Here is a 26,485-nt window from a genome sequence, read left to right as displayed (position 1 = left end):
TTGGATCGTTGTGAATGAATATCGGCCTGGTGCGGCCGGGATGCATTCTCCAACAGCGCCAGGCCGAGCGACATTGCGGCGCGCTACGGATGCGCGCCGCTTGGGGCGCAGCAGCGCCCGCACGGGCCTCAAGTCCTGCCGTAGGTGTCCTCGAAACGGACGATGTCGTCCTCGCCCAGGTAGGAGCCGGATTGCACCTCGATGATCTCCAGCGGCACCTTGCCGGGGTTGGCCAGGCGGTGGGTTTGGCCCAGCGGGATGTAGGTGCTCTGGTTCTCGGTCAGCATGATGGTCTTGTCGCCGTTAACGATCTCGGCGGTGCCGCTGACGACGATCCAGTGTTCCGCGCGATGGTGGTGCATCTGCAGGCTCAAGGCCGCACCCGGCTTGACCATGATGCGCTTGACCTGGAAGCGCTCGCCCGAGTCGATGCTGTCGTACCAGCCCCAGGGACGGTGCACCTTGCGGTGCAGCGCATGCTCGCCGCGCTGGTCCGCGCCGAGGCGGTTGACGATCTGCTTGACCTCCTGGCTGCGCGAGCGGTCGCTGACGAGGACGGCATCCGCCGTCTCGACGACGACGATGTCGGTCAGGCCGACGACACCGACCAGGCGGCTCGTGGCATGCACCAGCGTGTTGCGGCTGTCGGCGAACAGCGCATCGCCCACGAAGGCGTTGCCGCTCTCATCCTTCTCCGCGACCTGCCAGACGGCTTCCCAGGCGCCAAGGTCGTTCCAACCGGCATCCAGGGCGACCATGCGCAGCGGGATGTCGGTGCCGGGGCAGCGCTCCATGACGGCGTAGTCGACCGACTCGCTGGGCACGGCGGCGAACTCGGCCTTGCCCGGGCGCACGAACTTGGCGTCGGTCTTGCGGGCGATCCAGGCGGTGCGGGTCGCTTCGGCGATGTCGGGTCGGAAGCGCTCGAGCGCCTTCATCCACGCGCTCGCGCGCAGCACGAACATGCCGCTGTTCCAGTAGTAGCCGCCCTCGGCGAGGTAGCGCTGGGCGGTTTCGAGATCCGGCTTCTCGACGAACTGGGCGACAGCCAGGGCGCCGGCGTCGGCGGTCGTGCGGATGTAGCCATAGCCCGTTTCCGGGCGGTCGGGCGTGATGCCGAGGATGGCAATGGCGCCTTCCGATGCGATGCGAACCGCCTCCTGCAGCGCCGCGGTGAAGGCGGCAGGCTTGGTGACGGTCTGGTCGGCTGGCGTGACGACGAGGACCGGATCCTGGCCGCCCTCAAGCGCGGCCAGCGCGGCCAGCGTCAGCGCGGGAGCGGTGTTGCGGCCGGACGGCTCCAGCAACACGCTGCTGGGCTCCAGGCGCGTCTCGCGCAGTTGGTCCAGCACGAGGAAGCGGTGCTCCTCGTTGCCGACGATGCAGGGGCCGGCCAGCTCGAACTCCGGCGAGGCGAGGGCGGCGAGGCGGCGCGCGGCAAGCTGGAACAGGCTTTCGTTGCCCGACAGCACCAGGAACTGCTTGGGATAGCCGGCGCGCGACAGCGGCCACAGGCGCGTGCCGGAACCACCGGCCATGATGACCGGCTGAACGGGGATCTTGTTGAGGGTAGACATAGGAGATCGGATCAATTGAAGCCGTGGGGATTGAGGTGCTGCCAGCGCCAGCTGTCCTCGCACATGCGGGCCAGGTCGAGCCGTGCTTCCCAGCCAAGCAACTCGCGGGCCATGGCCGGGTCGGCCCAGCAGGCGGCGATGTCTCCGGGGCGCCGCGCGACGATGTCATAGGGCACGCTGCGGCCGCTGGCGGCCTCGTAGGCGCGCACCAGATCGAGCACGCTGTAGCCGAGGCCCGTGCCGAGGTTGACGGTCAGTGAACCTGGCTGATCCAGCAGCCGGCGCAGCGCTGCGACGTGGCCCTCGGCGAGATCGGTGACGTGGATGTAGTCGCGCACGCCGGTGCCATCGGGCGTGGCGTAGTCGCCGCCGAAAACCGACAGCCGGTCGCGCCGACCCACGGCCACCTGGGCGACATAGGGCATCAGGTTGTTGGGGGTGCCGCGCGGGTCCTCGCCGATGCGGCCGCTTTCATGGGCGCCAACCGGATTGAAATAACGCAGGCAGGCGGTCTGCCAGGCGGGATCTGCGACGCCAAGATCGCGCAGGATCTGCTCGCCCATCAGCTTGGTCGCGCCGTAGGGGTTGGTCGCCGAGGTCGGGGCATCCTCGCGCAGCGGCAACTGCTCAGCGGCGCCGTAGACGGTCGCACTGGAGCTGAAGACCATGCGCGAGCAGCCATGACGCTTCATGGCCTCGCAGGTGTTGACGAGGCCACCGAGGTTGTTGCGGTAGTAAGCCAGCGGCTGACTGACCGATTCGCCGACCGCTTTGTAGGCCGCGAAATGCACGACGGCGGCGGGGCGATAGCGATCAAAGATCTCATTCAGCGCAGCCGCGTCGCAGACATCGGCGCGCTCGAACTCGATGGGCGCCGAGGCCAGCTCGGACAGACGTTCCAGCACGACGGGCGAGCTGTTCGAGAAGTTGTCGACGCCCACGACGCGATAACCGGCCTGCTGCAGGGCCAGCCAGGTGTGCGAGGCGATATAGCCGGTCGCGCCGGTGAGCAGGATGGTGGTGGTCATCAGTAGAGGATGGCTTGGCCGGTGCAGCCGTAACTGCTGGCGCTGTAGACGTACTGCGGCACGCTGCTGTCGCGGCTGGCGCGGTTGTACTGACAGGAGAGGCTGAGGCCACGCGAAAAAGCCCAGCGCGCGCCGATGCCATACATCTCGTCGTTGTCGAAAGCGTCCGTCACCTGGCCGCCTGAAACGCCATCGCGATGGCTTCGGTTGCGACTGGCGTTCGCGTTCAGGCCCAGCTTGGCTGTTAGCGCGTAGCTGCCGTTAAGGCGCCAACTCGTGTAGATGCGGTTCACGTCGACCGCGCTGCCCGCGGTTTCCTGGCCGGTGTCTCGTGCGTACTGAAGGCCGAGATTGATCTTGCCCGTGGGGCGCCAGTTCCAGCCGACCGACCCGGTCGTCCCACTGAAGTCCCGCAGGCCGTAGATGCCTGTCACCAGACTGTTCGTCACGCGACTGCGGCTCAGACGTGTGTTCAATGTGCTGCTGCCGCCCGTGGTCCAGTTGGTCGTGAAGTCGAAGTCGTTGCGCGTGTAGTCATTGGGCGCGACGCCGATTTGCACGATGGGTGAGTTCGGCAAGCTAGGGATGAGCGGCGCGTAAACCGGATAGCGTGGGTTGTTGCCTGTGGTGTGTCGGCCCACCAGGCCTAACCTCACGTTGCCGCCCGGCATCGCGTAGACGCCCAATTGCCCGGTGTTCTGGCTGTAGATGAACCGGTCGTACTGTTCGGCGGTGAAGTCGCGTCGCTTGTGGGTCCAGCCGCCTTCGAGCGAGTAGCGCGTCAGCATGCCCAGGCGAACGATGGCCGCGTATTCGTCGTTGCGCTCGGTGTTCTTGCCTCTGAAATCCGAATCCGCACCATTGCCGATATTGAAATCGGCCAGCGAGCGATCTGACTTCACGCTCACCACGCCGGACAGGTTGCCGACCGTCTGCCAGTTCAGCGCGCCCCGAAGGCTGTGGGAGCTGTTGTTCAGGCCGCGGTTCGTTGAATAGCGGTTGTTCTGGAGTGAACCGTCCAACGTCAGATGCTGTCGGCCCAGGCGCTGATCGATGCCGCCAAGCAGGCCGATGCTGGTGACGGTGTCGCTGTTGCCGGCATCGGCCTGGCGGTAGACGTTGGATACGTGCGAGACGCCCACAGAGCCCCCCACGTAGAACGGCGACGTGTCATCCGTCTGGCCATGGGCAGCATTCGCGAGCGCAACGCTGACAGCGAAGGCTGCCAGCCGCAGGGAAGAACAACGCGGATGAAATTTAATAGGCATGACGGTCAAACACCACCAGCCTCACGGTGCGCACGATGATCTGCAGATCGAGGGCCAGCGACCAGTTGCGCAGATATTCCAGATCGTATTCGACACGTGCCACCATCTTGTCGATGGTGTCGGTCTCGCCACGCAGGCCGTTGACCTGGGCCCAGCCGGTGATGCCGGGCTTGACCTTGTGGCGCACCATGTAGGCCTTGATGAGCTTGCGGTATTCCTCGTTGTGGGCGACGGCATGCGGTCGCGGACCCACGATGCTCATGCGGCCTTGCAACACGTTGATGAATTGCGGCAGTTCATCCAGAGACGTTCGGCGGATGAAGGCGCCAAACGGCGTGATCCGTGAGTCCCCCTTGGTAGCCTGCTTGACGACGGCACCGTTGTCCTGGGCGCGCATCGAACGGAACTTGTAGACGATGATCTCCTCGCCATCCAGCCCGTTGCGCCGCTGCTTGAAGATGACCGGGCCCGGCGAGCTCAGCTTCACGCCGATGGCCAGCGCGATCAGGATCGGGGAAATCAGCACGAGGATCAGCGAGGCAAGGACGACGTCGCTGATGCGCTTGATGAGCTGGTTGGTGCCGGTGAACGGCGTCTCGCAGATACCGACGACCGGCACGCCGCTGATGTCCTGCAGGCGCCCCTGGATGATGCTGATGCCGAACACGTCGGGCACGAAGAACAGCGAGGCCGTGGTGCCCTGGACCTGCTCCAGCAGCTCGACGATGCGCGGCTGCGAGCCCAGTGGCAGCGTGATGTAGACCTCGCGCACGCCCTTGTCGCGCACGTATTCGCTGAGTGTGGCCAGCGGGCCCAGCAGCTCGGCACCGGCGTCCGGATGCAGTCGCTCGGGGTTGCGGTCGTCGAAGTAGCCCAGGCAGATGACGCCTTGCGTGTCGCGCAGCGCGCGTGCCACCTTGTGGCCCAGCGCACCGGCGCCAACGACGACGGCCGTCCGGCGGGCGCTCGGATCGCGGGCGCGCCACTGTTGCAGGCGGCGACCGATCGCAATGGCTGCCATCTGCAGGACCGGCGTGATGGCGGCCCACCACAACAGCACTTCGTCATCGAAGTAATGCAGGCTGCTGGTGGCGTAGCCGCACAGCAGCAGGATGCCCAGCAGCACCAGCCAGGACGACACCACGTCGACCAGGGCGCTCGCGGGGTGGTCGTTGAAGCGGTTTCGGCCCGGGAAGGTGAGGGCAAAGACCAGCAGGCACAGCGTCAGCGTCGGACGCATGACCGGCTCATCGAAATGGCCGTTCACCAGCAGGAAAGTCAGGACGATGATGCCCGGCTCCAGAAAGGCGGCGATCAGCGATTCGACCGACTGCGGTGCGCTGTAGAACGTCCTCTTGTAGCTGCGATCCTCGAACATCAGGTAATTTGGTGGCCCGTTGGAATGGGCATCTGGCATGCAAAAAGCGATCCGGGATTCTCTACCAACAATTTTGACAACCGATCGCGGCTCGTCCCCTGTTCATGGTCCGCTGCCTACAATCTTGAGCATGTCTGCCCCCTGGCCTCTGCCCTCCCTGTCGCCGCTGCTGATGCCGGCCCTGCAGGACCGTCTCGTCCTGCTGATCAACCATGTGCTGTCCCGGGAGCCCATCGCCGCCCAGCGCCTCAGACCGCTGGCCGGGCGCAGCCTGGTGGTGCATCTGGCCCGCTGGCCGTCTTTGCTGCCCGCGGCGCCCGACTTGATACTGGGTGTAACGCCTGCCGGCCTGTTCGAACGGCTGGACGCCGCCCCCCCCGGGTTGGGTGGCCTGCGCATCGAGGTCGATGCGTCCAACCCCGCCAAGCTGGCCTTGGGCGCACTCACGGGTGAGGCGCCGTCAGTCAGCGTGCAGGGTGATGCCGCCTTTGCCGGCGAGATGCACTGGCTGATGGACAACCTGCGCTGGGACATCGAGGACGACCTCGCCGCGCTGGTCGGCCCGCTGGCGGCGCGTCAGCTGGCGCAGTTCGGCCGCACGCTGCGGCGTTCGCTGTCGGGGATGGCTGCGCGGTTCGCACCGTCGACGTCCGGTAGCGGCGCATGAGGTTTGTCTCGCGGCTGTTGGTCATCCTGTGGACGGTCTGGCGCTTCGGTCTCGATGACCTGGCCTTGTCGGGCCTGAGGCGGCGGCGCTTCCAGCTGTTGCGGCGCGTCACGCGCCTGGGTCGGCGCTGGCAGGAGCCGCGTGGCGTGCGCCTGAGGCTGGCGCTGGAACACCTGGGCCCCATCTTCGTCAAGTTCGGCCAGGTGCTGTCCACGCGGCGCGACCTGCTGCCGCACGACGTGGCACAGGAGCTGGCCAAGCTGCAGGACCGCGTGCCGCCGTTCCCGGCCGTGCGCTCCCGCGATCTGGTCGAGCGCGCCTTCGGCCGCCCGCTGGAGCAGCTGTTTGCCAGCTTCGACGCCGAGCCCGTCGCCAGTGCCAGCATCGCCCAGGTGCACTTCGCCACGTTGAAGGACGGCCGCGAGGTGGCCGTCAAGGTGCTGCGCCCCGGCATGCTGGACGTCATCGACGACGACTTGTCGCTGATGCGCAAGCTCGCCGTCTGGATCGAACGCTTCTCGGCCGACGGCCGGCGCCTGAAGCCGCGCGAGGTCGTTGCCGAGTTCGACATGTATCTGCACGACGAGCTGGACCTCGTCCGCGAGGCGGCCAATGCCGCGCAGCTGCGCCGCAACATGGCCGGGCTGGACATCATCATGGTGCCCGAGATGCACTGGGACCTGTGCAGCTCCGAGGTCATCGTCATGGAGCGCATGAAGGGCGTGCCGATCTCGCACCGGCCCGCGCTGGAGGCTGCCGGCGTCGACATCAAGAAGCTGGCCCGCGACGGCGTGACCATTTTCTTCACGCAGGTGTTCCGCGACGGCTTCTTCCACGCCGACATGCACCCGGGCAACATCCAGGTCAGCTTGGCGCCGGACACGTTCGGCCGCTACATCGCGCTGGACTTCGGCATCATCGGCACGCTGACCGAGGTGGACAAGGACTACCTGGCGCAGAACTTCATCGCCTTCTTCCAGCGTGACTACAAGCGCGTTGCCGAGCTGCACATCGCCTCCGGCTGGGTGCCGCCTGAGACGCGCGTGGATGCGCTTGAAAGCGCGGTCCGGGCGGTTTGCGAGCCGCATTTCGACCGGCCGCTGAAGGACATCTCGCTGGGCCAGGTCTTGATGCGGCTGTTCCAGACCTCGCGCCGCTTCAATGTCGAGATCCAGCCCCAACTGGTGCTGCTGCAGAAGACGCTGCTCAACGTCGAAGGCCTGGGGCGCCAGCTCGATCCGGAGCTGGACCTGTGGGCCACCGCCAAGCCCTTTCTGGAGCGCTGGATGAACGAGCAGGTCGGCTGGCCGGCGTTCAACAAGCAGTTGATGAAGGAGGCGCCGCGCTTCGCGCAGCTGATCCCCGAGCTGCCGCGCCTGCTGCACGACGCCCTCAAGGGCCAGGCCAAGCACAGCGGCGACGCCGAGATGCGGGCCCTGGTGCGCGAGCTGCGCAGCACGAACCGGCTGCTGTCGGGCCTGATCTGGGCTGGCATCGGCTTTGCATTGGGTGTGGCGCTGACCTGGTTGACTGCACGCTTTCTGGGCATCGCGCCCTAGCCTGGCCCCAGGCCGGCGCCTACATAATCCGCGCCAATTTTTCCGGCCCAACGCTCGTCCATCCCCATGAACACCACGCTGATCGTTTTCGTCGTGCTCTACCTGCTCGGCACGCTGGGCATCGGCGTCTGGGCCGGCACGCGGGTCAAGACGACCAGCGACTTCGCCGTCGCCGGCCGCAGCCTGCCGCTGATCATGGTCATCACGACGACCTTCGCAACGTGGTTCGGCGCCGAGACGGTCATGGGCATCCCGGCCAAGTTCGTGCAGGGCGGTCTGGGCGCCATCATCGAAGACCCGTTCGGCGCCGGCCTGTGCCTGGTGTTCGTGGGCCTGTTCTTCGCCGCCAAGCTCTATCAGAAGAACCTGCTGACCATCGGCGACTTCTACCGCCAGCGCTATGGCAAGGGCGTCGAGATCTTCTGTTCGCTGGCCATCATCCTGAGCTACCTGGGCTGGGTGGCGGCGCAGGTCACGGCGCTGGGCCTGGTGTTCAACATCCTGACCAACGGCGCGATGAGCCCCGAGATGGGCATGATCGTGGGCCTGGCGGCTGTGCTGGTCTACGTCGTCATCGGCGGCTTCCTGGCGGTGGCCTGGACGGACTTCATCCAGATGATCGTGCTGGTCATCGGCCTGTCCATCATTGCGGTGTTCTCGGCGGACCTGGCCGGTGGCGCAGGCGTCGTGCTGGACCTGGCCGCGAAGAAGGATCTCGGCCGCTTCTTTCCCGAGCCCACGTTCACGCAGATCGCGATGTTCCTCGGCGCGGCGCTGACGATGATGTTGGGCTCCATCCCGCAGCAGGACGTGTTCCAGCGCGTCATGTCCGCCAAGGACGCCAAGACCGCCCAGCGCGGCGCCATGATCGGCGGCTTCAGCTACATCGCCTTCGCCTTCGTGCCCATGTTCATCGTGCTGGCCGCCGTGGCCGTCATGGGCGACAAGGCGCTGGACCTGGCGCAGAACGACTACCAGCGCGTGCTGCCCACGTTCATCATGGGCCACATGCCGCTGCTGATGCAGATCCTGTTCTTCGGTGCGCTGCTGTCGGCCATCAAGAGCACGTCCTCGGCCACGCTGCTGGCGCCGACCACCAGCTTCGTCGAGAACATCCTCAAGCAGATCCGCCCCGGCATGAGCGACAAGCAGTCCCTCGTCGCGATGCGGGTGACGCTGGTCATCTTTGCCTTGTGCGTGCTCGCCTACTCGATCGCGCTGCAGGGCACGCCCATCTACGAACTCGTCAGCGCGGCCTACCAGGTCACGCTGGTCGCGGCCTTCGTGCCGCTCGCTTTCGGCCTGTACTGGAAGCGCGCGACCACACAGGGTGCGGTGTTCTCCATCTTTGCCGGCATCACCGTCTGGGTGGCCTTCTTCCCGCAGGTCTCGACCTGGGGGGAGTTCTTCCCCGGCCAGCTCGCCGGGCTGCTGGCCGCTCTGGTCGGCATGGTGGTCGGCTCGCTGGCGCCGCAGCTGCTGACGGACCGGCGCGAGCACGTCAGCCACCATTTGCAGCCTCATTGATCGAGCTGTCCCTTAAAATCGCGGGCTTTGCGCCTTTTCAGAGCCCGACCATGCCGATCTACGCCTACCGCTGCAGCGCCTGTGGCCATGCCAAGGATGTGCTGCAGAAGCTGTCCGACGCGCCGCTGACCACCTGCCCGGCCTGCGCAGCTGAGAGCTTTTCCAAGCAAGTCACCGCCGCCGGCTTCCAGCTCAAGGGCTCGGGCTGGTACGCGACTGATTTCAAGGGCGGCGGCACCGCCGCGGCCACCGGCGCAACCGCTGCTGCGGCCCCGGCCGCCAGCGAGGCGCCCAAGTCCGAGGCCAGCGCCTCGCCGTCGTCCACCTCCTGCGGCGGCTCCTGCGCCTGCCACTGAACAGGACTTCCGTGGCCGCCTCACTTCGCAAATACCTGGTTGCCGGCCTGCTGGTCTGGCTGCCGTTGGCCATCACGATCTGGGTGCTGGCCCAGGTGCTGGACGTCGTCAACGGCGTCTTCGGCTCCATGCTGGCCGCGCTGGCCCTGGTCATGCCGACCTCGCTGCGCGAGGCCATCCTGGAACTGCGCCATGTGCCCGGCCTGGGCCTGGCCATCCTGGTCGGCGGTCTGCTGCTGACGGGCCTGTTCGTCGCCAACATCTTCGGCCAGTGGCTGCTGACGCAGTGGGACCGGCTGCTGTCCCACATCCCCATCGTCAAGAGCATCTACAGCTCGGTCAAGCAGGTGTCGGACACGCTGTTCTCCAGCAGCGGCAACGCCTTCCGCGAAGCCGTGCTGGTGCAGTACCCGCGCGCCGGCTCCTGGACCATCGCCTTTGTCACGGGCACGCCCAGCGGCGAGGTGGCCTGCCACCTGGAGCAGGAGCACGTCAGCCTTTACGTGCCGACGACGCCCAACCCGACGTCGGGCTTCTTCCTCATCGTGCCCAAGGCCGACGTGAAGCCGTTGCACATGACGGTGGACGAGGCGCTCAAATACATCATCTCGATGGGCACCGTGGCACCGCTGCCGCATGTGGGCGACACCGCCGCGGCCATCACGGACGCGGCGCGAAATCAGCCGGGTTGAACGCCCCGGCAGGCGTTCAATCCTGAGGACCACCGAGTCCGTCAGCGCCCACCAGACACCCCTGCAAAGAATTCGGAGAAGAACACCATGCGTACCTGCTATGCCGGCCAAGTCAGCGAGAAGCTGCTCGACCAGACCGTGACCCTGATGGGCTGGGCCCACCGCAGCCGTGACCACGGCGGCGTCATCTTCATCGAATTGCGCGACCGCGAAGGCCTCGTGCAAGTCGTCTGCGACCCCGACCGCCCCGAGATGTTCAAGGTGGCCGAGACGGTGCGCAGCGAGTACTGCCTCAAGATCGTCGGCAAGGTGCGTGCGCGCCCCGGTGACAAGCAGAACGCCAACGTCGCCAGTGGCAAGGTCGAGGTGCTGTGCCACGAGATCGAGGTGCTGAACCCGTCGGTGCCGGTGCCCTTCCAGATCGACGAGGACAACCTCAGCGAGACGACCCGCCTCACGCACCGCGTGCTGGACCTGCGCCGCCCGTACATGCAGAACAACCTGATGCTGCGCTACCGCGTGGCGATGGAAGTGCGCAAGTTCCTGGACGAGCATGGCTTCGTCGACATCGAGACGCCGATGCTGACCAAGTCCACGCCCGAAGGCGCGCGCGACTATCTCGTGCCCAGCCGCGTGCACGACGGCCACTTCTTCGCGCTGCCGCAGTCGCCCCAGCTGTTCAAGCAACTGCTGATGGTGTCGGGCTTCGACCGCTACTACCAGATCACCAAGTGCTTCCGTGACGAGGACCTGCGCGCCGACCGTCAGCCCGAATTCACGCAGATCGATATCGAGACCTCGTTCTTGACCGAGGAAGAGATCCGCTCGATGTTCGAGGGCATGATTCGCCATGTCTTCCGCAAGGCGCTGAACGTCGAGCTGGGCGACTACCCGGTCATGAAGTACGCGGAAGCCATGCACCGCTACGGCTCCGACAAGCCCGACCTGCGCGTCAAGCTCGAGTTCACCGAGCTGACCGACGCGATGACCACGGTGGACTTCAAAGTGTTCTCGGGTCCCGCGACGACGCCAGGCGGCCGTGTGGTCGCGCTGCGCGTGCCGGGCGGCGCCGCCATGAGCCGCGGCGAAATCGACGCCTACACCGAGTTCGTCAAGATCTACGGTGCCAAGGGCCTGGCCTGGATCAAGGTCAACGAAGTGGCCAAGGGCCGCGAAGGCCTGCAGTCGCCCATCGTCAAGAACCTGCACGACGAAGCCGTCGCCGAGATCCTCAAGCGCACCGGCGCCCAGGACGGCGACCTGCTGTTCTTCGGGGCGGACAAGGCCAAGGTCGTCAACGACGCCATCGGCGCCTTGCGCCTGAAGGTCGGCCACAGCGACTTCGGCAAGGCCAACGGCCTGTTCAATGACGTCTGGGCGCCGCTGTGGGTGGTCGACTTCCCGATGTTCGAGCACGACGAGGACAACAACCGCTGGGCGGCCGTTCACCACCCGTTCACGGCACCGAAGGACGGCCACGAGGACCTGATGACGTCCGACCCGGGCAAGTGCATCGCCAAGGCCTACGACATGGTGCTCAACGGTTGGGAGCTGGGCGGCGGTTCGGTGCGTATCCACCGCGCCGAGGTGCAGGCCAAGGTGTTCGAGGCGCTGAACATCAGCGCCGAAGACCAGCGCATCAAGTTCGGCTTCCTGCTGGACGCGCTGCAATACGGCGCCCCGCCGCACGGCGGCCTGGCCTTCGGCCTGGACCGCATCGTCACGATGATGACCAAGGCCGACTCCATCCGCGACGTCATCGCCTTCCCGAAGACGCAGCGTGCCCAGTGCCTGCTGACCGGCGCGCCGTCGCTGGTCGACGAGAAGCAGCTGCGGGAACTGCACATCCGCCTGCGCAACGCGACGCCGGCGGCCTGACCGTCAGCGCTCAAAAAAGAAGCCCCGCCATTTCAAGTGCGGGGCTTTTTCATGCCTGCGACTTTTGACGGCTGTCGGAACGCTGGTTATGCGCGTGAGCCGGAGGCTCGTCAGGGCGCGACCGGATCGGGACTTGACGACGCGCGCCTGCGGCGCGACGCCAGCGCCACCACCAACGCCAGTCCACCCGCCATCAACGCGCTGATCCCGGGTTCGGGAACCGGCGCAGACAAGCCCGCATACATCTCGAACAGGTTCGTTCCTTCCATTCCCGGGCCGCCTGTGGTCACGCCGCTGGCGAAGAAGTAGTTGCCGTTGAAAAAGATGCCAAGCCGGGGCCCCATATCAAAGCCGTTGAGGTTCACCTGGAGATAGGTGGTGCCCGTGAACAGGGAGGCGTCGAGACCGAACACCTGGAGGTAGAAGCCGTTGTTCACCTGCACGTGTTCCGTACCCAGGTTCGCCAGCAGGTTGCCGCCGGTCGGACTGTCGTAGATGCCTTCCGTGAAGATCATGTAGGGCGCGGCGGTGATCCGGTTGCCGAACCCATCTGTCAGAACACCGGTGATCTCCAAAGAGGTGGGGTCGGCCACAGCGTGGGACATGCCCAGGACGAGGGCGGCACAGTTGGCCGTGCGGAGCGCAGTTGCAAACAGCTGATGGGCTTTCACGGGGGTCTCCTGATGGTGCGCCCACAGCAACACGTGCGAGCGGCGCCATTTCATGCCCGCTGCTGAGCAGCAGCCATCCCCTAACCCACGAGCAATGACGCAGCGCAGCCTGCTTGCCGGGCGCCTTCTGATCAGGCGTTGGACGAGCCACCCTGCATCGCCGGGGCTGCGTGCTTACTTGGACAGCGCGGCCAGCAGCTTGTCGTGGATGCCGTCGAAGCCGCCGTTGCTCATGCACAGCAGGTGGTCGCCCGGCTTGGCCGCCTTGACGACCGCGGCCACCAGCGCGTCCGCGTGGGCGCCGACGACGGCCTGTGCGCCCATGGGTGCCAGCGCCTCCTTGGCGTCCCAGGTCAGCCCCTGCTGATTGCAGAAGGCGAGATCCGCCTCCTCCAGCGCCCAGGGCAGCTGCGCCTTCATCGTGCCGAGCTTCATCGTGTTGGAGCGCGGTTCGAAGATCGCCAGGATGCGGTCGGCCGGTGCGATGCGGCGGCGCAGGCCGTTGATGGTCGTGCGGATGGCCGTCGGATGGTGGGCGAAGTCGTCGTAGACCTTGATGCCGCGCGCTTCGCCGCGCAGCTCCATGCGCCGGCGCACGTTCTGGAACTCGCTCAGCGCCGCGGCCGACTGCTCGGGTGACACGCCCACGTGCTCGGCCGCCGCGATCGCGGCCAGCGCATTGAGCTGGTTGTGTTCGCCGATCAGGCCCCATTCGACGCGCGCGACCTTCAGGCTGCCGCGCAGCACGTCGAAGGCCTGCGGCTCGCCGCGGGCGCGCAGCATGCCGGCCTCTTCCTTCTTGGCGCCGAAGCGCAACACCTCGCTCCAGCAACCGCGCGCGATGACGCGTTGCAGCGCCTCCTCGCGGGCGTTGACGACCAGGCGGCCACTCGCCGGCACGGTGCGCACGAGGTGATGGAACTGCGTCTCGATGGCGGCCAGGTCCGGGAAGATGTCGGCGTGGTCGTGCTCCAGGTTGTTCAGCACGGCCGTGCGCGGCCGGTAGTGCACGAACTTGCTGCGCTTGTCGAAGAAGGCGGTGTCGTACTCGTCGGCTTCGATGACGAACGGTTTGCCTTCGCCCAGCCGTGCCGACACGCCGAAGTTCTGTGGCACACCGCCAACCAGGAAGCCCGGCTTCTGGCCGGCATGCTCCAGGATCCAGGCCAGCATGGACGTCGTCGTCGTCTTGCCATGTGTGCCGGCCACGGCCAGCACGTGGCGGCCTTGCAGCACATGCTCGGCCAGCCATTGTGGGCCCGAGACGTAGGGCAGGCCGGCGTCGAGGATGGCTTCCATCAGCGGGAAGCGCTCGCCGCGCGTCACGACGTTGCCGATGACGAAGACGTCGGGTTTCAGTGCCAGCTGCTCGGCACCGAAGCCGGTGATCAGCTCGATGCCCAGGGCTTCGAGCTGGGTGCTCATCGGCGGGTAGACATTGGTGTCGCAGCCGGTGACCTTGTGGCCCGCCTCGCGGGCCAGCGCTGCGAGGCCGCCCATGAAGGTGCCGCAGATGCCGAGGATGTGGAGATGCATGTCTCGAAGGCGCCCCAGGGCGCGGGTATTCAGCGCAATGCGGTGCGCGCGGCCGTCAGCGTCGCGTCGATGTCGGCCGCGCTGTGCGCCGCCGACACGAAGCCCGCCTCGTACAAGGCCGGAGCAAGATAGATGCCGGCGTCCAGCATCGCATGGAAGAAGCGGTTGAAGCGCTCCTTGTCCGTCGTCATGACGGTGGTGTAGTTCTGCGGCAGCTCCGGCATCAGGAAGAAGCCGAACATGCCGCCTTCGCTGTCGGCGCTGAACGGCACACCGTTTTCGGCGGCAACCGCCTTCAGGCCTGCCACCAGCTGCTGCGTGCGAGCGGTCAGCGCGTCAAAGAACCCCGGTTTCTGGATCTCACGCAGCGTCGCCAGTCCGCAGGCCGTGGCCACCGGGTTGCCCGACAGCGTGCCGGCCTGGTAGACGCCGCCCAGCGGCGCCAGATGCTGCATGACCTCGCGCCGGGCACCGAACGCCGCCAGCGGCATGCCGCCGCCGATGACCTTGCCGAAGACCGAGATGTCCGGCGCGAAGCCGGGGATGAGCTTGGCGTAGTGCGCCTGCGCGGAGCCCAGCCCGACGCGGAATCCTGTCATCACCTCGTCCAGCACCAGCAGCGCGCCGTGCTGTGTGCACAGGCGCCGCATCGCCGTCATGAACGGCACGGACGCGCGCACGAAGTTCATGTTGCCGGCGATGGGCTCGACGATGATGCAGGCCAGCTCACTGCCGTACTGCGTGAACGCGGCTTCGAGCTGCGCGACGTTGTTGTATTCCAGCACGACCGTGTCGGCGGCCGCGCCGGGCGTGACGCCCGCGCTGGTCGGATGACCGAACGTGGCCAGGCCGGAGCCGGCCTTCACCAGCAGCGCGTCCGTGTGGCCGTGATAGCAGCCCTCGAACTTGATGAACTTGGCGCGCGCGGTGGCGCCGCGTGCGAGGCGGATGGCGCTCATCGTGGCCTCGGTGCCCGAGCTGACCAGGCGCACCTGTTCCATGCTGGGCACCAGCTTCAGGATCTCTTCGGCCAGCTCGATCTCGCGCTCGGTCGGCGCGCCGAACGAGAAGCCTTCGGCTGCGGCCTGGGTGACCGCTTCCAGCACGGCCGGGTGGCCGTGGCCCAGGATCATCGGCCCCCAGGAGCCGATGTAGTCGACATAACGCTTGCCTTCGGCGTCATAGATATAGGCACCTTCACCGCGGGCGATGAAGCGCGGCGTGCCGCCCACGGCGCGGAAGGCGCGCACGGGAGAGTTCACGCCGCCGGGGATGACGCGCGCGGCGCGCTCGAAGAGCTCGGTATTGCTGGCCATGGGGAAAGGATCAGGGTGTCAGTGCATGCGCCGAGGTGTCTTGGGCGGCTGCTCGGGTTCGGTCTCGGCTTCCTCGAAGCCCGGTTCGGTGCCGTCTTCGTCCGCCGGGGGCAGGGCCCAGAAGAAGCGGTCGGGGATGACGTTGCCCATGCCGGGCCGAAAGCCCGCGTCCAGCGACTGGTCCAGGAAGGACAGCGCCTCGCTGACGGCCGAATGCAGCTCGGCGCCCACCGACAGCAGCGCCGCCAGCGCTGCCGACAGCGTGTCACCGGCGCCGAGGAAGGCGGTCTCGAAGCGCTCGAACTTCTCGCCGGTGATGGGCCCCTGGGCGTTGGCCAGCACGTTGTCGACGAACTGGTTGGGCAGCTGGATGCCGGTCACCAGCACATGCTGGGCGCCAGCCTGGGCTGCGGCGACGGCCAGTTCCCGAGCCGAAGGTGCCCGCTCGCTGTCCCAGTCGGGCAGCAGGAAGTCCGTCATCGTCTTGTGGTTGCCGACCAGCACCACCGTCTGCGGCAGCACCAGTTCGCGCAGCGCATCCAGATACTGTTGCTGCTCGTCCTCGTCGATCCAGGCGACTGAGGGCAGGTAGGTCACCAGCGGCACGTCGGGGTAGTCGCTCAGCACCTCGGCGACGGCGCTGACGGCTTCGGCGTTGCCGAGGAAGCCGACCTTCCAGGCCGTGATCGGCACGTCCTCCAGGATGTGGCGGGCCTGTTCCGCGACGGTGTCGGGGTCCAGATTCTCGTGCTCGAAGGTCTCGGCCGTGTCGCGCAGCACAACGGCGGTGACGACGGGCAGGCAGTGCGCGCCCATGGCCGCAATCGTGGCCACGTCACCGGCCAGGCCGCCCGCGCCGGAGGCGTCGCTGGCGTTGAAGCTCAGCACGCAAGCCGGCGGTGGGCTTTCCTGTTCGTCTTGGGGTGCATCGGCCTCGGGATCGGCGGGAAGGGGAGTTGGGCTCATGGGAGGTCGTGGCGGGCGCGGCCAAAGAGCTGCCGCAAAGCGTGGAGTCTGCCGCTAAAAGGGCGCTCCTGAGGCCCAGGGCACAGGCGTTTGCCCTCAGCATTGCGCTCTCGGGCCCTGGCTAGAATGATTCGATTGTAGTGAGCAAACTCTGAGCACCGTGAGCGAACCCAGTACCTGGATGTGCCTGATCTGTGGATGGATCTATGACGAGGAGACGGGCGATCCCGAGCACGGCATTGCGCCGGGCACGAAGTGGGCCGACGTCGACATGAACTGGGTCTGCCCCGACTGCGGCGCACGCAAAGAGGATTTCGAGATGGTGCGCATCTGACTCGGCCTCACAAACCGCCGAAAGGGCCTGGCCCCGAGCTGAAGTTCCGAGGAGACGAGGTTTGAACGAGCAAGTTTCCGGTGCGGGACCCACCCGCATCCTGGTCATCGACGACAGCAACACCATCCGCCGCAGCGCGGAGATCTTCCTGAAGCAGGGCGGCCATGAGGTGGCCCTGGCGGAGGATGGCTTCGACGCGCTGGCCAAGCTGGGGGACTTCCGGCCCGACCTCGTCTTCTGCGACATCCTGATGCCCCGACTGGACGGTTACCAGACCTGCGCGATCATCAAGCGCAACCCGCAGTTCTCGGGAGTGCCGGTGATCATGCTGTCGTCAAAAGACGGCCTCTTCGACAAGGCCCGCGGGCGCATGGTGGGCTCGCAGGACTACCTGACCAAGCCTTTCACCAAGGACCAGCTGCTTCAAGCGGTGCTGCAGCACCGGCCCTGAGAAGCACCTATTGAGAGACAACGCCATGAGCATTCACAACATCCTGCTGGTTGACGATTCCAAGACCGAACTGCACGCGCTGTCCGAGATGCTGGTCAAGCGCGGCTACAGCGTGCGCACGGCCGAGAACGGCGAAGAGGCGATGAAGCGCCTGGCCGAAGCCAAGCCCGACCTGATCCTGATGGATGTCGTCATGCCCGGCCAGAACGGCTTCCAGCTGACCCGCGCGATCACGCGCGATGAGCGCTATGTCGGCGTGCCCGTCATCATGTGCACGAGCAAGGGCCAGGAGACCGACAAGGTCTGGGGCATGCGCCAGGGCGCCAGCGACTACGTCGTCAAGCCCGTCAAGGCCGAAGAACTGCTGGCCAAGATCAAAGCCCTCGGCTGAACATGGCAAACAAAACCGCCCTCCGCGAACTCCAGCAGCGCCTGGCCGAGCGCATGCAGGCCGCGCGGGAGCAGACGCTCATCGCGAACTGGCTGGCCGTGGAGTGCGCGGGCGTGGGCCTGCTGTTCTCGTTGAAGCAGGCCAGCGAAATCTTCGCGCCGGTGCCGATCAAGCCCGTGCCCTATGCCAAGCCCTGGCTGACCGGCGTGGCCAATCTGCGCGGCGGCCTGTTCACCGTGGTCGACCTGGCCGTTTATCTCGGCCTGCGCGAGCCGCTGATGAACCGCAGCGTGTCGCCCCAGGCGCGGCTGGTGTCGCTGGGCACCGACCTGAATCTGAACTGTGCGCTGCTGGTGGACCGTCTGGCCGGCCTGCGCAGCGACGAACAACTGCCGCTGGCCGCCGAGCAGCCCGCCGGGCCGCTGCCGCGTTTTGCCGGCGCGCTGCGGCGCGACGAAGCCGGTCGCAACTGGCAAGAAATCAATCTCGAAGCGCTGTCGAAGCAGGAGAACTTCCTGCACATCGTCGCGTGATGGACTTTGACAAGCCTCACGGCTCGCGCTGGAGCGCGGGCACCACAAACACTGAAGGACGAGGGTGAGATGAGCCTGCTGGACAAGATCAGGGGAAAGTCCGAAGCCGATGAGCTGCCGCACGCAGCGCCGGAGGCTGCCGACACGACCATCGATTCGCACGGTGCCGTTTTCGACACGACGCGCAACGCCGACTCCACCCTTGCCGGGATCGAGCTGCCCACGCGCACCGAAGCTTTCGTGCGCACGGAGGCGCCCTCCATCATCTCGCCGGCCGTGCCGACCGAGCCCGGCCCGAACAGCGAGTTCCCGGCCAGCTCGCTCAACTTCGCGCAGACCACCCAGGCCGCCGACCCGACGATGCTGGCGCCCCCTGCCGCCACCGGCGCCGAGAAGCTGGGCGACCTGTTTGGCCGCTACCGCCAGCGCGTGCTGACGGGCCTCGTCGTGCTGGGCCTCATCGGCACGGCCGCCTCGGTCAGCCTGGTGCTGGTCAGCTCCAACCGCAGCGCGGCGCAGGTGCGCGCGGCCGGTCAGGCGCTGATGCATTCGCAGCGCATGGCCAAGTCCGTGTCGGCGGCCCTGGTGGGCAACCCCACGGCTTTCGCGGAACTGCGCGAGTCGGTCGGCACGCTCAGTGGCGTCGTCACCAACCTGCGCACCGGCGAGGGCGAACTGGCCGTGGCGCCGGCTGCCGTTCAGCCGACGCTGGAATCGATCAAGCCGCTGGTCGAACGCGCCGAGAAGAACGGCAAGGTCGTGCAAGCCCAGGAAAAGATCCTGACGCAGGTCGGTACGGCGCTGCGCGCCATCAACCGCCAGTCCAGCGACCTGCTCGAAAGCGCTGAGGCCGTGTCATCTCAAGCGCTGCAGATCGGCTCGTCGGCGGGCGAGGTCTCCGCGGTCGGCCAGCTGGTCATGCTGACCCAGCGTATCGGCAAGAGCGCCAACGAATTCCTGACGCAGGAAGGCGTGAGCCCCGAAGCCGTGTTCCTGCTGGGCAAGGACTTGAACTCCTTCAAGCTCATCACCGAAGCGCTGATCAGCGGCAGCCCCGAGCTGCGCCTGAACGCGGCGCGCGACCCGCAGCTGAAGGAACGCCTGCAGACGCTGCTGAAGCAGTACGAGCAGACCCGCACGCAGGCGTCCGCCATTCTGGGCAACCTGCAGGGCCTGGTGTCGGCGCGTGAAGCGCAGACAGCCATCCTGAACGACTCCGAACCGCTGCGCAAAGGCCTGGAGCAGGCCGCGGCCGACCTCGAAAAATCCGGCGGCGCGGGCATCGGCCTGATCCTGCTGATGCTGGCTTCGCTGGCTGCGCTGGTCGGCGGTGCCTTCGGCTTCTTGCGCCTGTTCGTGGCGGACCAGTCCGAGCGCGCCACGCTGGCCGACTCGCAGCGTCGCGAGGCAGAGGCCCAGGAGCAAGAGGCCAAGCGCGTCAACGACGCGAACCAGGCGGCCATTTTGCGGTTGATGAACGAACTGTCCACGGTCGCTGAAGGTGACCTGACGCAGCAAGCCACCGTGACCGAGGACATCACCGGCGCCATCGCCGACTCGGTGAACTACACCGTGGAAGAGCTGCGTAACCTGGTGGGCCAGGTGCAGGCCACGGCGGCGCGGGTGACGGACACGACCGGCGCGGTCGACCAGACGTCGACCGACCTGTTGGCCGCGTCCAAGGAGCAGCTGCACGAGATCCGCGCCACCGGCGAGGCCGTGCTGGGCATGGCGAGCCGAATCACCGACGTGTCCGCGCAGGCGCAGACGACGGCCGAGGTGGCGCGCCAGAGCCGGCAGGCCGCCGAGCTGGGTCTCTCCGCGATGCAGAACAACATCGCCGGTATGAACACCATCCGCGACTCCATCCAGGAGACGTCCAAGCGCATCAAGCGTCTGGGCGAGTCCTCGCAGGAAATCGGTGAAATCACCGAGCTGATCTCGGACATTACGGAACAGACCAACGTGCTGGCGCTGAACGCAGCCATCCAGGCGGCGTCCGCCGGTGAGGCCGGTCGCGGCTTCTCGGTGGTGGCGGAAGAAGTGCAGCGCCTGGCGGAACGCTCCGGCGACGCGACGCGCCGTATTGCCGCGCTGGTCAAGACCATTCAGACCGACACCCACGACGCCGTGGCCGCCATGGAGCGCTCGACGCGCGGTGTGGTGGAAGGTACCCAGCTGTCCGACGCTGCCGGCCGCGCGCTGGAAGACATCGACAGCGTGTCCCGTCAGCTGGACGAACTGATCGGCCGCATCTCGAACCAGGCGCAGCAGGAAGCCGCATCCGCCAACGAGGTGGCCTCCAACATCCAGCACATCTTCGCGGTGACCGAGCAGACTTCGGAAGGCACGCGCTCCACGGCCCAGATGGTGCATGAACTGTCCCGGTCGGCCGAGGCGTTGCGCACGTCCGTGTCCCGATTCAAGGTCGCTTGAACACCATCCGCACCGAGCAAGAAAGCCCAGGCATGGACAGCTCCCTGCGAGACTCCGAACTCCCGGCCGACCTCAGCCCACTGGCCTGGGTACAGGAGGAATTGCGCCGTTCACTGGAGGCGGTTCACAAGACCCTGCATCGCCTCGTGCGCGACGGCAGCGACAACCGCCTCTCCGCCTTTGGTGGCGACGCCCAGCCCAGCCTGCCGCTGCAGCAGGCGGCCGCCCAGCTGCACCAGGTCAGCGGCGTGCTGTCGCTGGTCGGGCTGCCGGCGGGTGCTGCCGTGCTGCGTGCCGCCGAGACGGCCGTCGCGCGGCTGGCCGAGCGCCCGCTGGAAGTCGAGACCAGCACCGTCGAGACCATCGAGCGCGCCGACTTCGCGCTGCTCGCCTATGTCGCCCGCCTGCTGGCTGGCAACAAGACCTCGACGCTGGCGCTGTACCCCAGCTACCGCGAGCTGCAGCAGCTCAATGGTGCCGAGCGCATCCACCCGGCCGACCTCTGGCAGTACGACTGGGCCTGGCGCAGCATCCCGCTCGAAGCGGGCGTGTTGCCCCGTTCGCCCGAAGCCGTGCGCGCGCCCTTCGAAGCCGCGCTGCTGCGTCACATGCGCGAGCCCAGCTCGGCGCATGCGGCCAACCTGTCCGGCCTGTGCGCGGGCCTTGCCGCCTCCTTGCCGGCCGGCACGGGTCGCACGCTGTGGCAGCTGGCCGCCGCCGTGTTCGAAGGTCAGGCGCTGAAGCTGATAGTCAGCGACGCCTACACCAAGCGCCTGGGCTCCAGGCTGCTGCATGAGCTGCGGCTCGTGGGGCAGGGCGACCAGAACGACCCGCAACGCGAACGACTCGCCCAGGACCTGCTGTTCTTCTGCGCGCAGTGCCGCATCACCAAGGGCGCCGGCCCGCGCCTGACGGCCGTTCACGAGGCCTACCGCCTGGGCGACGAGCAAGGCGGCGACTACGAAGACGCCAGCCTCGGTCGCATCGACCCCGCCTGGGTGGCGCAGGCCAAGCGCCGCGTGCTCGCGGCCAAGGAGAGCTGGTCCAGCGCCGCCGAGGGCGACCAGCACCGGCTGGCCGGCCTGGATGAGCAATTCGCCGCGCTGGCCGAATCCCTGACCCGCCTGTTCCCCAGCGGCGAGGTGCTGGCGCAGACGCTGCAGCGCGCCGTCGTGGCGACGCTGCGCTCGCGCGCTGCGCCGACACCGGCGCTGGCGATGGAAGTCGCCACCAGCCTGCTGTATGTCGAGGCTGCGCTGGAAGATGCCGCCTTCGACCAGCCCGAGCAGGCCGACCGCGTGCGCCGCCTGGCGCGCCGTGTCGAGGCCGTCGCCCACGGCCAGCCGGCCGAGCCGCTGGAAGACTGGATGGAGGACTTGTACCGCCGGGTCTCCGACCGGCAGACGCTGGGCAGCGTCGTTCACGAGTTGCGTGCCAGCCTGTCCGAGGTCGAGAAGCAGTGCGACGACTACTTCCGCAGCCCCACCCAGCGCGAGCTGCTGATCCCCGTGCCCGGCCAGTTGCAGGCCATGCGTGGCGTGCTCAGCGTGCTGGGCCTGGACCAGGCCGCCCAGGCCACGCTGCGCATGCGCGACGAGGTCGACAGCCTCGCCAGCACCGAGATCGACTTCGAGCGCGCCGGTGCCCGCGGTGTCTTCGAGCGTCTGGCCAACAACCTTGGCGCCTTGGGCTTCCTGATCGACATGCTCAGCGTGCAGCCGCAGCTGGCCAAGCGCATGTTCCAGTTTGACGAGGCCACCGGGCGGCTTGACGCCGTCATGGGTCGCCGCGAAGGCGCCGTCGAATTGCCCGACTTCGAGGCCAGCGGCTTCCATGTCGACCTCGAGCCCGAGGTCGCACCCGCCCACGACGCGACGCAGCCGCTGCGCATCGACTTCGCCTCGCTGGACCTGCCCGATCTCAGCCTGCCCGACGTCGACCTGTCCGAGCCCGCGCCCGCCGCGCCGGCCCCGGCACCCGTGGTCGAAAGCGGCCCCAGCGTCGCCGACGACCCGGAGATGCGCGAGATCTTCCTGGAGGAAGCCGACGAGGTCATCACGAACGCCCGCGCCGCCATGGAGGCGCTGCGCGAGTCGCCGACCGATCAAGGTCAGCTGACCATCGTGCGCCGTGCCTTCCACACGCTGAAGGGCAGCGCCCGCATGGTGGGCCTGAACGACTTCGGCGAAGGCGCCTGGGCCTGCGAACAGCTCTACAACGCCCGCCTTGCGGAGGCCCATCCCCAGGCCGACGCGGCACTGGCGGGTTTCACGACCGAGGCGCTGGACTATTTCGCCCATTGGCGCGAGCAGATCGCCGGCAATGCGGCGGGCCACAGCCTGCCCGACCCGCTGCGTCGCAGCGCCGACGCGCTGCGCCTGCACGGCCAGGCGCTGCCGCTGCATGAGACCGTCGAGGCGCCGGCGGTGGCCAGCCCCGATCTGCCGCTGCAAGCCGAGGCAAGCGCCGAAGTCATCGAGGTTGTCGAGTTCGGTCCCGAACTGGTGGCCGAGGGCGAACCTGTCCTCGAGGCCGTCGACATCCCGGTGGCGGCCAACGACGAAGAAGCGCTGCCGATCGCGCCCGACTTCGTGCTGGACATCGCCGAGCCGGCGACCCTCGGCGACCAGCCGACCGAGGCCGAGATCGCTGCCGTGGCCAGCCTGACGCTGCCCGACGATGAGCCCACGCTGGACCTGAGCGACTTCGCGGAAACGATGCCGCATCCCGTGCCGAGCGAGTCCATGCCGCTGGCACCGCGCGAGGAACAGACGCTGGCCGACTTCCGCCTCGAGCTGGATCTGGATGAGCCCGCGACCTTCGAGGTCATGCCCGTGGGTGAGCCGCCACCGCGGCCGGAAGAGACCACGCTGGCCATCCCGGCGCTGCAGCCCGCCGAGCCTTTGCTCAGCCTGGTCCAGGCGCCCGCGCCTGAACCGGAGCCCGAGGCTCTCGATCCGGACGAAGGCTTCAAGGTCATCGGCCCGCTGCGCATCAGCATCGCGCTGTTCAACATCTTCCTGAACGAGGCCGACGAGCTGTCGCGCAAGCTGTCCATCGGCCTGGCCGAATGGGCCGCCGAGCTGAGCGGACCGGTGCCGCAGAGTTGCGAGGTGCAGGCCCATGCACTGGCCGGCAATGCCGGCACGGTCGGCTATGACGACTTGTCCCTGCTGGCCCGCGAGCTGGAGCACGCCCTCGGTCGCGCCCAGCGCGCCGTGCGCTACGAGCAGGCCGACGTCGACCTGTTCGTGCGCGCCGCCGACGACATTCGCCGCCTGCTGCACCAGTTCGCTGCGGGCTTCCTGAAGCCCAACGACCCCGACGTGGTCGCCCGTCTGCATACCTACGAGCCGCAGGATGAGCCGATGACGGCTGCGGCGTCGCTGGACGAGGCCCCGCTGCGCGCGAGCCACGACACCAGCGTTGCCGCGCTGGATGAGGCGCTGCCGGAGCCCGTGCTCGCCGAGGTGGTGGCCAGCGAGCCGGTCCCCGAGCCCGCGGTGGAGCCTGAGCCCGAGCCGGGCCTGCCGGACAACATCGAACCCGAGCTCTACCCGATCTTCGAGGAAGAGGGTCGCGACCTGCTGCAGCAGCTGCATGCTGCGCTGCGCGACTGGCTGGCGCACCCGGGCGAGCTGGGTCGCTCCGATGCCTGCATGCGGGCCCTGCACACCTTCAAGGGCGGCGCCCGTCTCGCCGGCGCCATGCGCCTGGGCGAACAGGCCCACCACCTGGAGTCCGCCATCGAGGCGCTGTTGCGTGCCGGTACCGCCGAGTTCGGCCAGGTGCAGGCCTTGCAGCACGAGGGTGATGCGCTGGAGCACGCTTTCGAACAGCTGGGCCGCAGCCTGATGGCGCCTGCCGTGGCGGCGTCCGTGGTGGCAGCCGCACCGGTCAGCGCGCCGGTGGCCGCTCCCGCCGTCGAGCCGCGACCCGAACTGCTGGCCCGTTTCGCGACCCCGCTGCCGGTTGCCGACGTGGCACCCGAGCCGGCCCGCGAGATCGACTGGAGCCGCTTCACCGATGCCGCGGAGGTGGCCGCCGGCAGCGACAACCTGGCCATCGGCCAGGCGCTGGTGCGCGTGCGCGGCAGCCTGCTGGAGCGCATGGCCACGCAGGCCGGCGAAGTCAGCATCCGCCGTGCGCGGATGGAGTCCGAGCTGGCCCAGATGAAGGGCGCGCTGCTCGATCTGGACGACAACCTGGAGCGCCTGCGCACCCAGCTCCGCGAACTGGATCTGCAGGCCGAGGCGCAGATGCACGCCCAGCAGGAGCTGGCGCAGCAGGGTGGCCGCGAGTTCGATCCGCTGGAGTTCGACCGCTACACCCGCTTCCAGGAACTGACCCGCATGCTGACCGAGTCGGTCGGTGACGTGGCCACGCTGCAGCGCACGCTGGGCCGCAACGTGCAGGCCGGTGAAGACGAACTGGCCGCCCAGTCACGGCTGACCCGCGAGCTGCAGGACGACCTGCTGCGCACCCGCCTCGTCGAGTTCGACTCGATCGGCGAGCGCATGCACCGCGTCGTGCGCCAGGCCGCGCGCGACAGCGGCAAGCAGGTCAAGCTGGAGATCAGCGGTGGCCAGACCGAGCTGGACCGTTCCGTGCTGGAGCGGACCGCGGGCGCCTTCGAGCACCTGCTGCGCAACAGCGTGGCCCACGGCATCGAGATGGCCGACGTGCGCACGGCGGCCGGCAAGGACCCGGTGGGCACGCTGCGCATCGAGGTCAGCCAGCATGGCAATGAAGTGCTGCTGAACTTCGCCGACAACGGCGCCGGCCTCAACCTCGCCCGCATCCGCGAGCGTGGGCTGCAGCTGGGCCTGATCGCGCCGGACGCCGAGCCCGACGATGCCCAACTGCGCCGCCTGATCTTCGCGCCCGGCTTCTCGACGGCCAGCCAGATCACCGAGCTCAGCGGTCGCGGCATCGGCATGGACGTCGTGCGCGCTGAGGTTGGCACGCTGGGCGGCAGCATCGAGACGGCATCCGTCGCCGGCGAGGGCACCAACTTCCTGCTGCGCCTGCCGCTGACCACCGCGCTGACGCAGATCGTGCTGCTCAGGAGTGGCGACCAGGTCGTCGCCGTACCGGCGGCGCTGATGGAATCCGTGCAGCGTGTGCCGGTCGATGCGGTGGAAGCTGCCTATGCCACCGGCAAGCTGCAACACGCCGGCGCCGAGCTGCCCTTCTACTGGCTGGGCGGCCTGCTGGGCCATGGCGGCCGCGGCCACCCGCACGGGCGCCACGCGCCCATCGTGCTGGTACGCAGCGCGCAGGGCTCGCTGGCCTTGCACATCGATGAAGTCATCGGCAACCAGGAAGTCGTCGTCAAGAACCTGGGTGCCCAGCTCAACCGCGTGCCGGGCTTGGCGGGCATCAGCCTGCTGGCGTCGGGCGAGGTGGCGTTGATCTACAACGTCGTCGCACTGGCCGACTGGTACGGCGTCGACGCCCAGGCCCGCCTGGCGGCGGCCCATGCGCTGTCGCAGTCGCCGCTGCCGGCCGTGACGGTCATCGAGGACGCGCCGCAGGCACCGCTGGTGATGGTGGTCGACGATTCGCTGACGGTGCGTCGCGTGACCCAGCGTCTGCTGGAGCGCGTGGGCTATCGCGTCACGCTGGCCAAGGACGGCTTGGATGCGATGGAGAAGCTGGCCGGCGACGAGCTGCCGTCGGTGGTGCTGTCGGACATCGAGATGCCGCGCATGGACGGCTTCGACCTGGTGCGCAACATGCGCGCCGATTCGCGGCTGGCCGGCTTGCCCGTCATCATGATCACCTCGCGCATCGCGCAGAAGCACCGCGACTACGCGGCCCAGCTGGGTGTCGACCACTACCTTGGCAAGCCCTATGACGAAGAGCATGTGCTGAGCCTGATTCGCCAGTACACGCAGGCCGCGGTGGTAGCCTGACGA

General features: G+C 67.6%; 20 protein-coding genes. 12 read left to right on the top strand and 8 right to left on the bottom strand.

The features are described 5' to 3' along the window. Positions 1–128: 128 nt before the first annotated feature. From AC1D29_RS26125 to AC1D29_RS26110, 4 genes are read right to left on the bottom strand one after another with little or no spacing between them, the layout of a single operon-like run. Entirely contained in the window at positions 129–1,577 is a 1,449-nt protein-coding gene (locus AC1D29_RS26125; RefSeq protein WP_477903040.1) for a mannose-1-phosphate guanylyltransferase/mannose-6-phosphate isomerase, read from the bottom strand. Between the two features lie 11 nt (positions 1,578–1,588). Further along, positions 1,589–2,605: a UDP-glucose 4-epimerase GalE gene (gene galE / locus AC1D29_RS26120; RefSeq protein WP_477903038.1), complete on the bottom strand. Its 1,017-nt coding sequence runs from the start codon at positions 2,603–2,605 to the stop codon at positions 1,589–1,591. Further along, a complete protein-coding gene (locus AC1D29_RS26115; protein ID WP_477903036.1) occupies positions 2,605–3,882 on the bottom strand; it encodes a porin family protein in 1,278 nt (425 codons plus the stop codon). The genes galE and AC1D29_RS26115 overlap by 1 nt, the downstream gene beginning before the upstream one ends. Next, positions 3,863–5,290, bottom strand: coding sequence for an undecaprenyl-phosphate glucose phosphotransferase (locus AC1D29_RS26110; protein WP_477903034.1), 1,428 nt, complete (start codon positions 5,288–5,290; stop codon positions 3,863–3,865). The genes AC1D29_RS26115 and AC1D29_RS26110 overlap by 20 nt, the downstream gene beginning before the upstream one ends. A 91-nt stretch (positions 5,291–5,381) precedes the next feature. Between AC1D29_RS26110 and AC1D29_RS26105 the strand changes: the two genes are divergently transcribed. The 6 genes from AC1D29_RS26105 (at position 5,382) to aspS (ending at position 11,930) form a co-directional block, all read left to right on the top strand. Further along, on the top strand, positions 5,382–5,918 hold the full coding sequence (locus tag AC1D29_RS26105) for a hypothetical protein (protein ID WP_477903032.1): 537 nt from the start codon (positions 5,382–5,384) through the stop codon (positions 5,916–5,918). After that, a complete protein-coding gene (gene ubiB, locus AC1D29_RS26100; RefSeq protein ID WP_477903030.1) occupies positions 5,915–7,477 on the top strand; it encodes a ubiquinone biosynthesis regulatory protein kinase UbiB in 1,563 nt (520 codons plus the stop codon). The genes AC1D29_RS26105 and ubiB overlap by 4 nt, the downstream gene beginning before the upstream one ends. A gap of 66 nt (positions 7,478–7,543) precedes the next feature. Beyond that, positions 7,544–9,004 carry a high affinity choline transporter 1 gene (locus AC1D29_RS26095; RefSeq protein ID WP_477903028.1) on the top strand — a complete coding sequence of 487 codons (1,461 nt, stop codon included), beginning with the start codon at positions 7,544–7,546 and terminating at the stop codon, positions 9,002–9,004. 50 nt (positions 9,005–9,054) lie between these two features. After that, positions 9,055–9,360: an FmdB family zinc ribbon protein gene (locus tag AC1D29_RS26090; RefSeq protein WP_477903026.1), complete on the top strand. Its 306-nt coding sequence runs from the start codon at positions 9,055–9,057 to the stop codon at positions 9,358–9,360. 11 nt (positions 9,361–9,371) lie between these two features. Next, complete coding sequence (locus AC1D29_RS26085) at positions 9,372–10,052, top strand: DUF502 domain-containing protein (RefSeq protein ID WP_477903024.1); 681 nt, start codon at positions 9,372–9,374, stop codon at positions 10,050–10,052. 87 nt (positions 10,053–10,139) lie between these two features. Continuing rightward, entirely contained in the window at positions 10,140–11,930 is a 1,791-nt protein-coding gene (aspS, locus tag AC1D29_RS26080; RefSeq protein ID WP_477903022.1) for an aspartate--tRNA ligase, read from the top strand. Positions 11,931–12,040: 110 nt separating this feature from the next. Here aspS and AC1D29_RS26075 read toward each other — a convergent pair whose 3' ends face one another. The 4 genes from AC1D29_RS26075 to thiD form a co-directional block, all read right to left on the bottom strand. Beyond that, on the bottom strand, positions 12,041–12,601 hold the full coding sequence (locus AC1D29_RS26075; protein ID WP_477903020.1) for a PEP-CTERM sorting domain-containing protein: 561 nt from the start codon (positions 12,599–12,601) through the stop codon (positions 12,041–12,043). A 174-nt stretch (positions 12,602–12,775) separates the two neighbouring features. After that, complete coding sequence (gene mpl / locus AC1D29_RS26070) at positions 12,776–14,137, bottom strand: UDP-N-acetylmuramate:L-alanyl-gamma-D-glutamyl-meso-diaminopimelate ligase (protein ID WP_477903018.1); 1,362 nt, start codon at positions 14,135–14,137, stop codon at positions 12,776–12,778. Positions 14,138–14,166: 29 nt separating this feature from the next. Further along, positions 14,167–15,453: a glutamate-1-semialdehyde 2,1-aminomutase gene (gene hemL / locus AC1D29_RS26065; RefSeq protein WP_477903016.1), complete on the bottom strand. Its 1,287-nt coding sequence runs from the start codon at positions 15,451–15,453 to the stop codon at positions 14,167–14,169. Between the two features lie 18 nt (positions 15,454–15,471). Next, positions 15,472–16,419, bottom strand: a complete 948-nt coding sequence (gene thiD / locus AC1D29_RS26060; RefSeq protein ID WP_477903014.1) for a bifunctional hydroxymethylpyrimidine kinase/phosphomethylpyrimidine kinase — start codon at positions 16,417–16,419, stop codon at positions 15,472–15,474. A gap of 181 nt (positions 16,420–16,600) precedes the next feature. Between thiD and AC1D29_RS26055 the strand changes: the two genes are divergently transcribed. The 6 genes from AC1D29_RS26055 (at position 16,601) to AC1D29_RS26030 (ending at position 26,482) form a co-directional block, all read left to right on the top strand. Beyond that, positions 16,601–16,753, top strand: a complete 153-nt coding sequence (locus AC1D29_RS26055) for a rubredoxin (protein ID WP_394471142.1) — start codon at positions 16,601–16,603, stop codon at positions 16,751–16,753. Positions 16,754–16,814: 61 nt separating this feature from the next. Next, positions 16,815–17,204, top strand: a complete 390-nt coding sequence (locus AC1D29_RS26050; protein WP_477903012.1) for a response regulator — start codon at positions 16,815–16,817, stop codon at positions 17,202–17,204. A gap of 25 nt (positions 17,205–17,229) precedes the next feature. Further along, positions 17,230–17,595 carry a response regulator transcription factor gene (locus AC1D29_RS26045; RefSeq protein ID WP_056875021.1) on the top strand — a complete coding sequence of 122 codons (366 nt, stop codon included), beginning with the start codon at positions 17,230–17,232 and terminating at the stop codon, positions 17,593–17,595. Between the two features lie 2 nt (positions 17,596–17,597). Continuing rightward, the gene (locus tag AC1D29_RS26040; RefSeq protein ID WP_477903009.1) at positions 17,598–18,128 is read left to right on the top strand and encodes a chemotaxis protein CheW; all 531 of its coding nucleotides are present in this window, start codon (positions 17,598–17,600) and stop codon (positions 18,126–18,128) included. Between the two features lie 69 nt (positions 18,129–18,197). Beyond that, entirely contained in the window at positions 18,198–20,564 is a 2,367-nt protein-coding gene (locus tag AC1D29_RS26035; protein WP_477903007.1) for a methyl-accepting chemotaxis protein, read from the top strand. 32 nt (positions 20,565–20,596) lie between these two features. Then, positions 20,597–26,482: a hybrid sensor histidine kinase/response regulator gene (locus AC1D29_RS26030; RefSeq protein WP_477903004.1), complete on the top strand. Its 5,886-nt coding sequence runs from the start codon at positions 20,597–20,599 to the stop codon at positions 26,480–26,482. Positions 26,483–26,485 lie beyond the last annotated feature (3 nt).

Source organism: Roseateles sp. P1_C6 (assembly GCF_056406315.1).
The sequence above is the reverse complement of the archived record's forward strand: the minus strand, read 5'-3'. Positions and strand labels throughout refer to the sequence as shown.

Coding starts and splice junctions, on each gene's coding strand:
- AC1D29_RS26125 (WP_477903040.1), bottom strand. CDS start 1,577: ATGTCTACCCTCAACAAGATCCCCGTTCAGCCGGTCATCATGGCCGGT.
- galE (WP_477903038.1), bottom strand. CDS start 2,605: ATGACCACCACCATCCTGCTCACCGGCGCGACCGGCTATATCGCCTCG.
- AC1D29_RS26110 (WP_477903034.1), bottom strand. CDS start 5,290: ATGCCAGATGCCCATTCCAACGGGCCACCAAATTACCTGATGTTCGAG.
- AC1D29_RS26105 (WP_477903032.1), top strand. CDS start 5,382: ATGTCTGCCCCCTGGCCTCTGCCCTCCCTGTCGCCGCTGCTGATGCCG.
- ubiB (WP_477903030.1), top strand. CDS start 5,915: ATGAGGTTTGTCTCGCGGCTGTTGGTCATCCTGTGGACGGTCTGGCGC.
- AC1D29_RS26095 (WP_477903028.1), top strand. CDS start 7,544: ATGAACACCACGCTGATCGTTTTCGTCGTGCTCTACCTGCTCGGCACG.
- AC1D29_RS26090 (WP_477903026.1), top strand. CDS start 9,055: ATGCCGATCTACGCCTACCGCTGCAGCGCCTGTGGCCATGCCAAGGAT.
- aspS (WP_477903022.1), top strand. CDS start 10,140: ATGCGTACCTGCTATGCCGGCCAAGTCAGCGAGAAGCTGCTCGACCAG.
- mpl (WP_477903018.1), bottom strand. CDS start 14,137: ATGCATCTCCACATCCTCGGCATCTGCGGCACCTTCATGGGCGGCCTC.
- hemL (WP_477903016.1), bottom strand. CDS start 15,453: ATGGCCAGCAATACCGAGCTCTTCGAGCGCGCCGCGCGCGTCATCCCC.
- thiD (WP_477903014.1), bottom strand. CDS start 16,419: ATGAGCCCAACTCCCCTTCCCGCCGATCCCGAGGCCGATGCACCCCAA.
- AC1D29_RS26055 (WP_394471142.1), top strand. CDS start 16,601: ATGTGCCTGATCTGTGGATGGATCTATGACGAGGAGACGGGCGATCCC.
- AC1D29_RS26045 (WP_056875021.1), top strand. CDS start 17,230: ATGAGCATTCACAACATCCTGCTGGTTGACGATTCCAAGACCGAACTG.
- AC1D29_RS26040 (WP_477903009.1), top strand. CDS start 17,598: ATGGCAAACAAAACCGCCCTCCGCGAACTCCAGCAGCGCCTGGCCGAG.
- AC1D29_RS26035 (WP_477903007.1), top strand. CDS start 18,198: ATGAGCCTGCTGGACAAGATCAGGGGAAAGTCCGAAGCCGATGAGCTG.
- AC1D29_RS26030 (WP_477903004.1), top strand. CDS start 20,597: ATGGACAGCTCCCTGCGAGACTCCGAACTCCCGGCCGACCTCAGCCCA.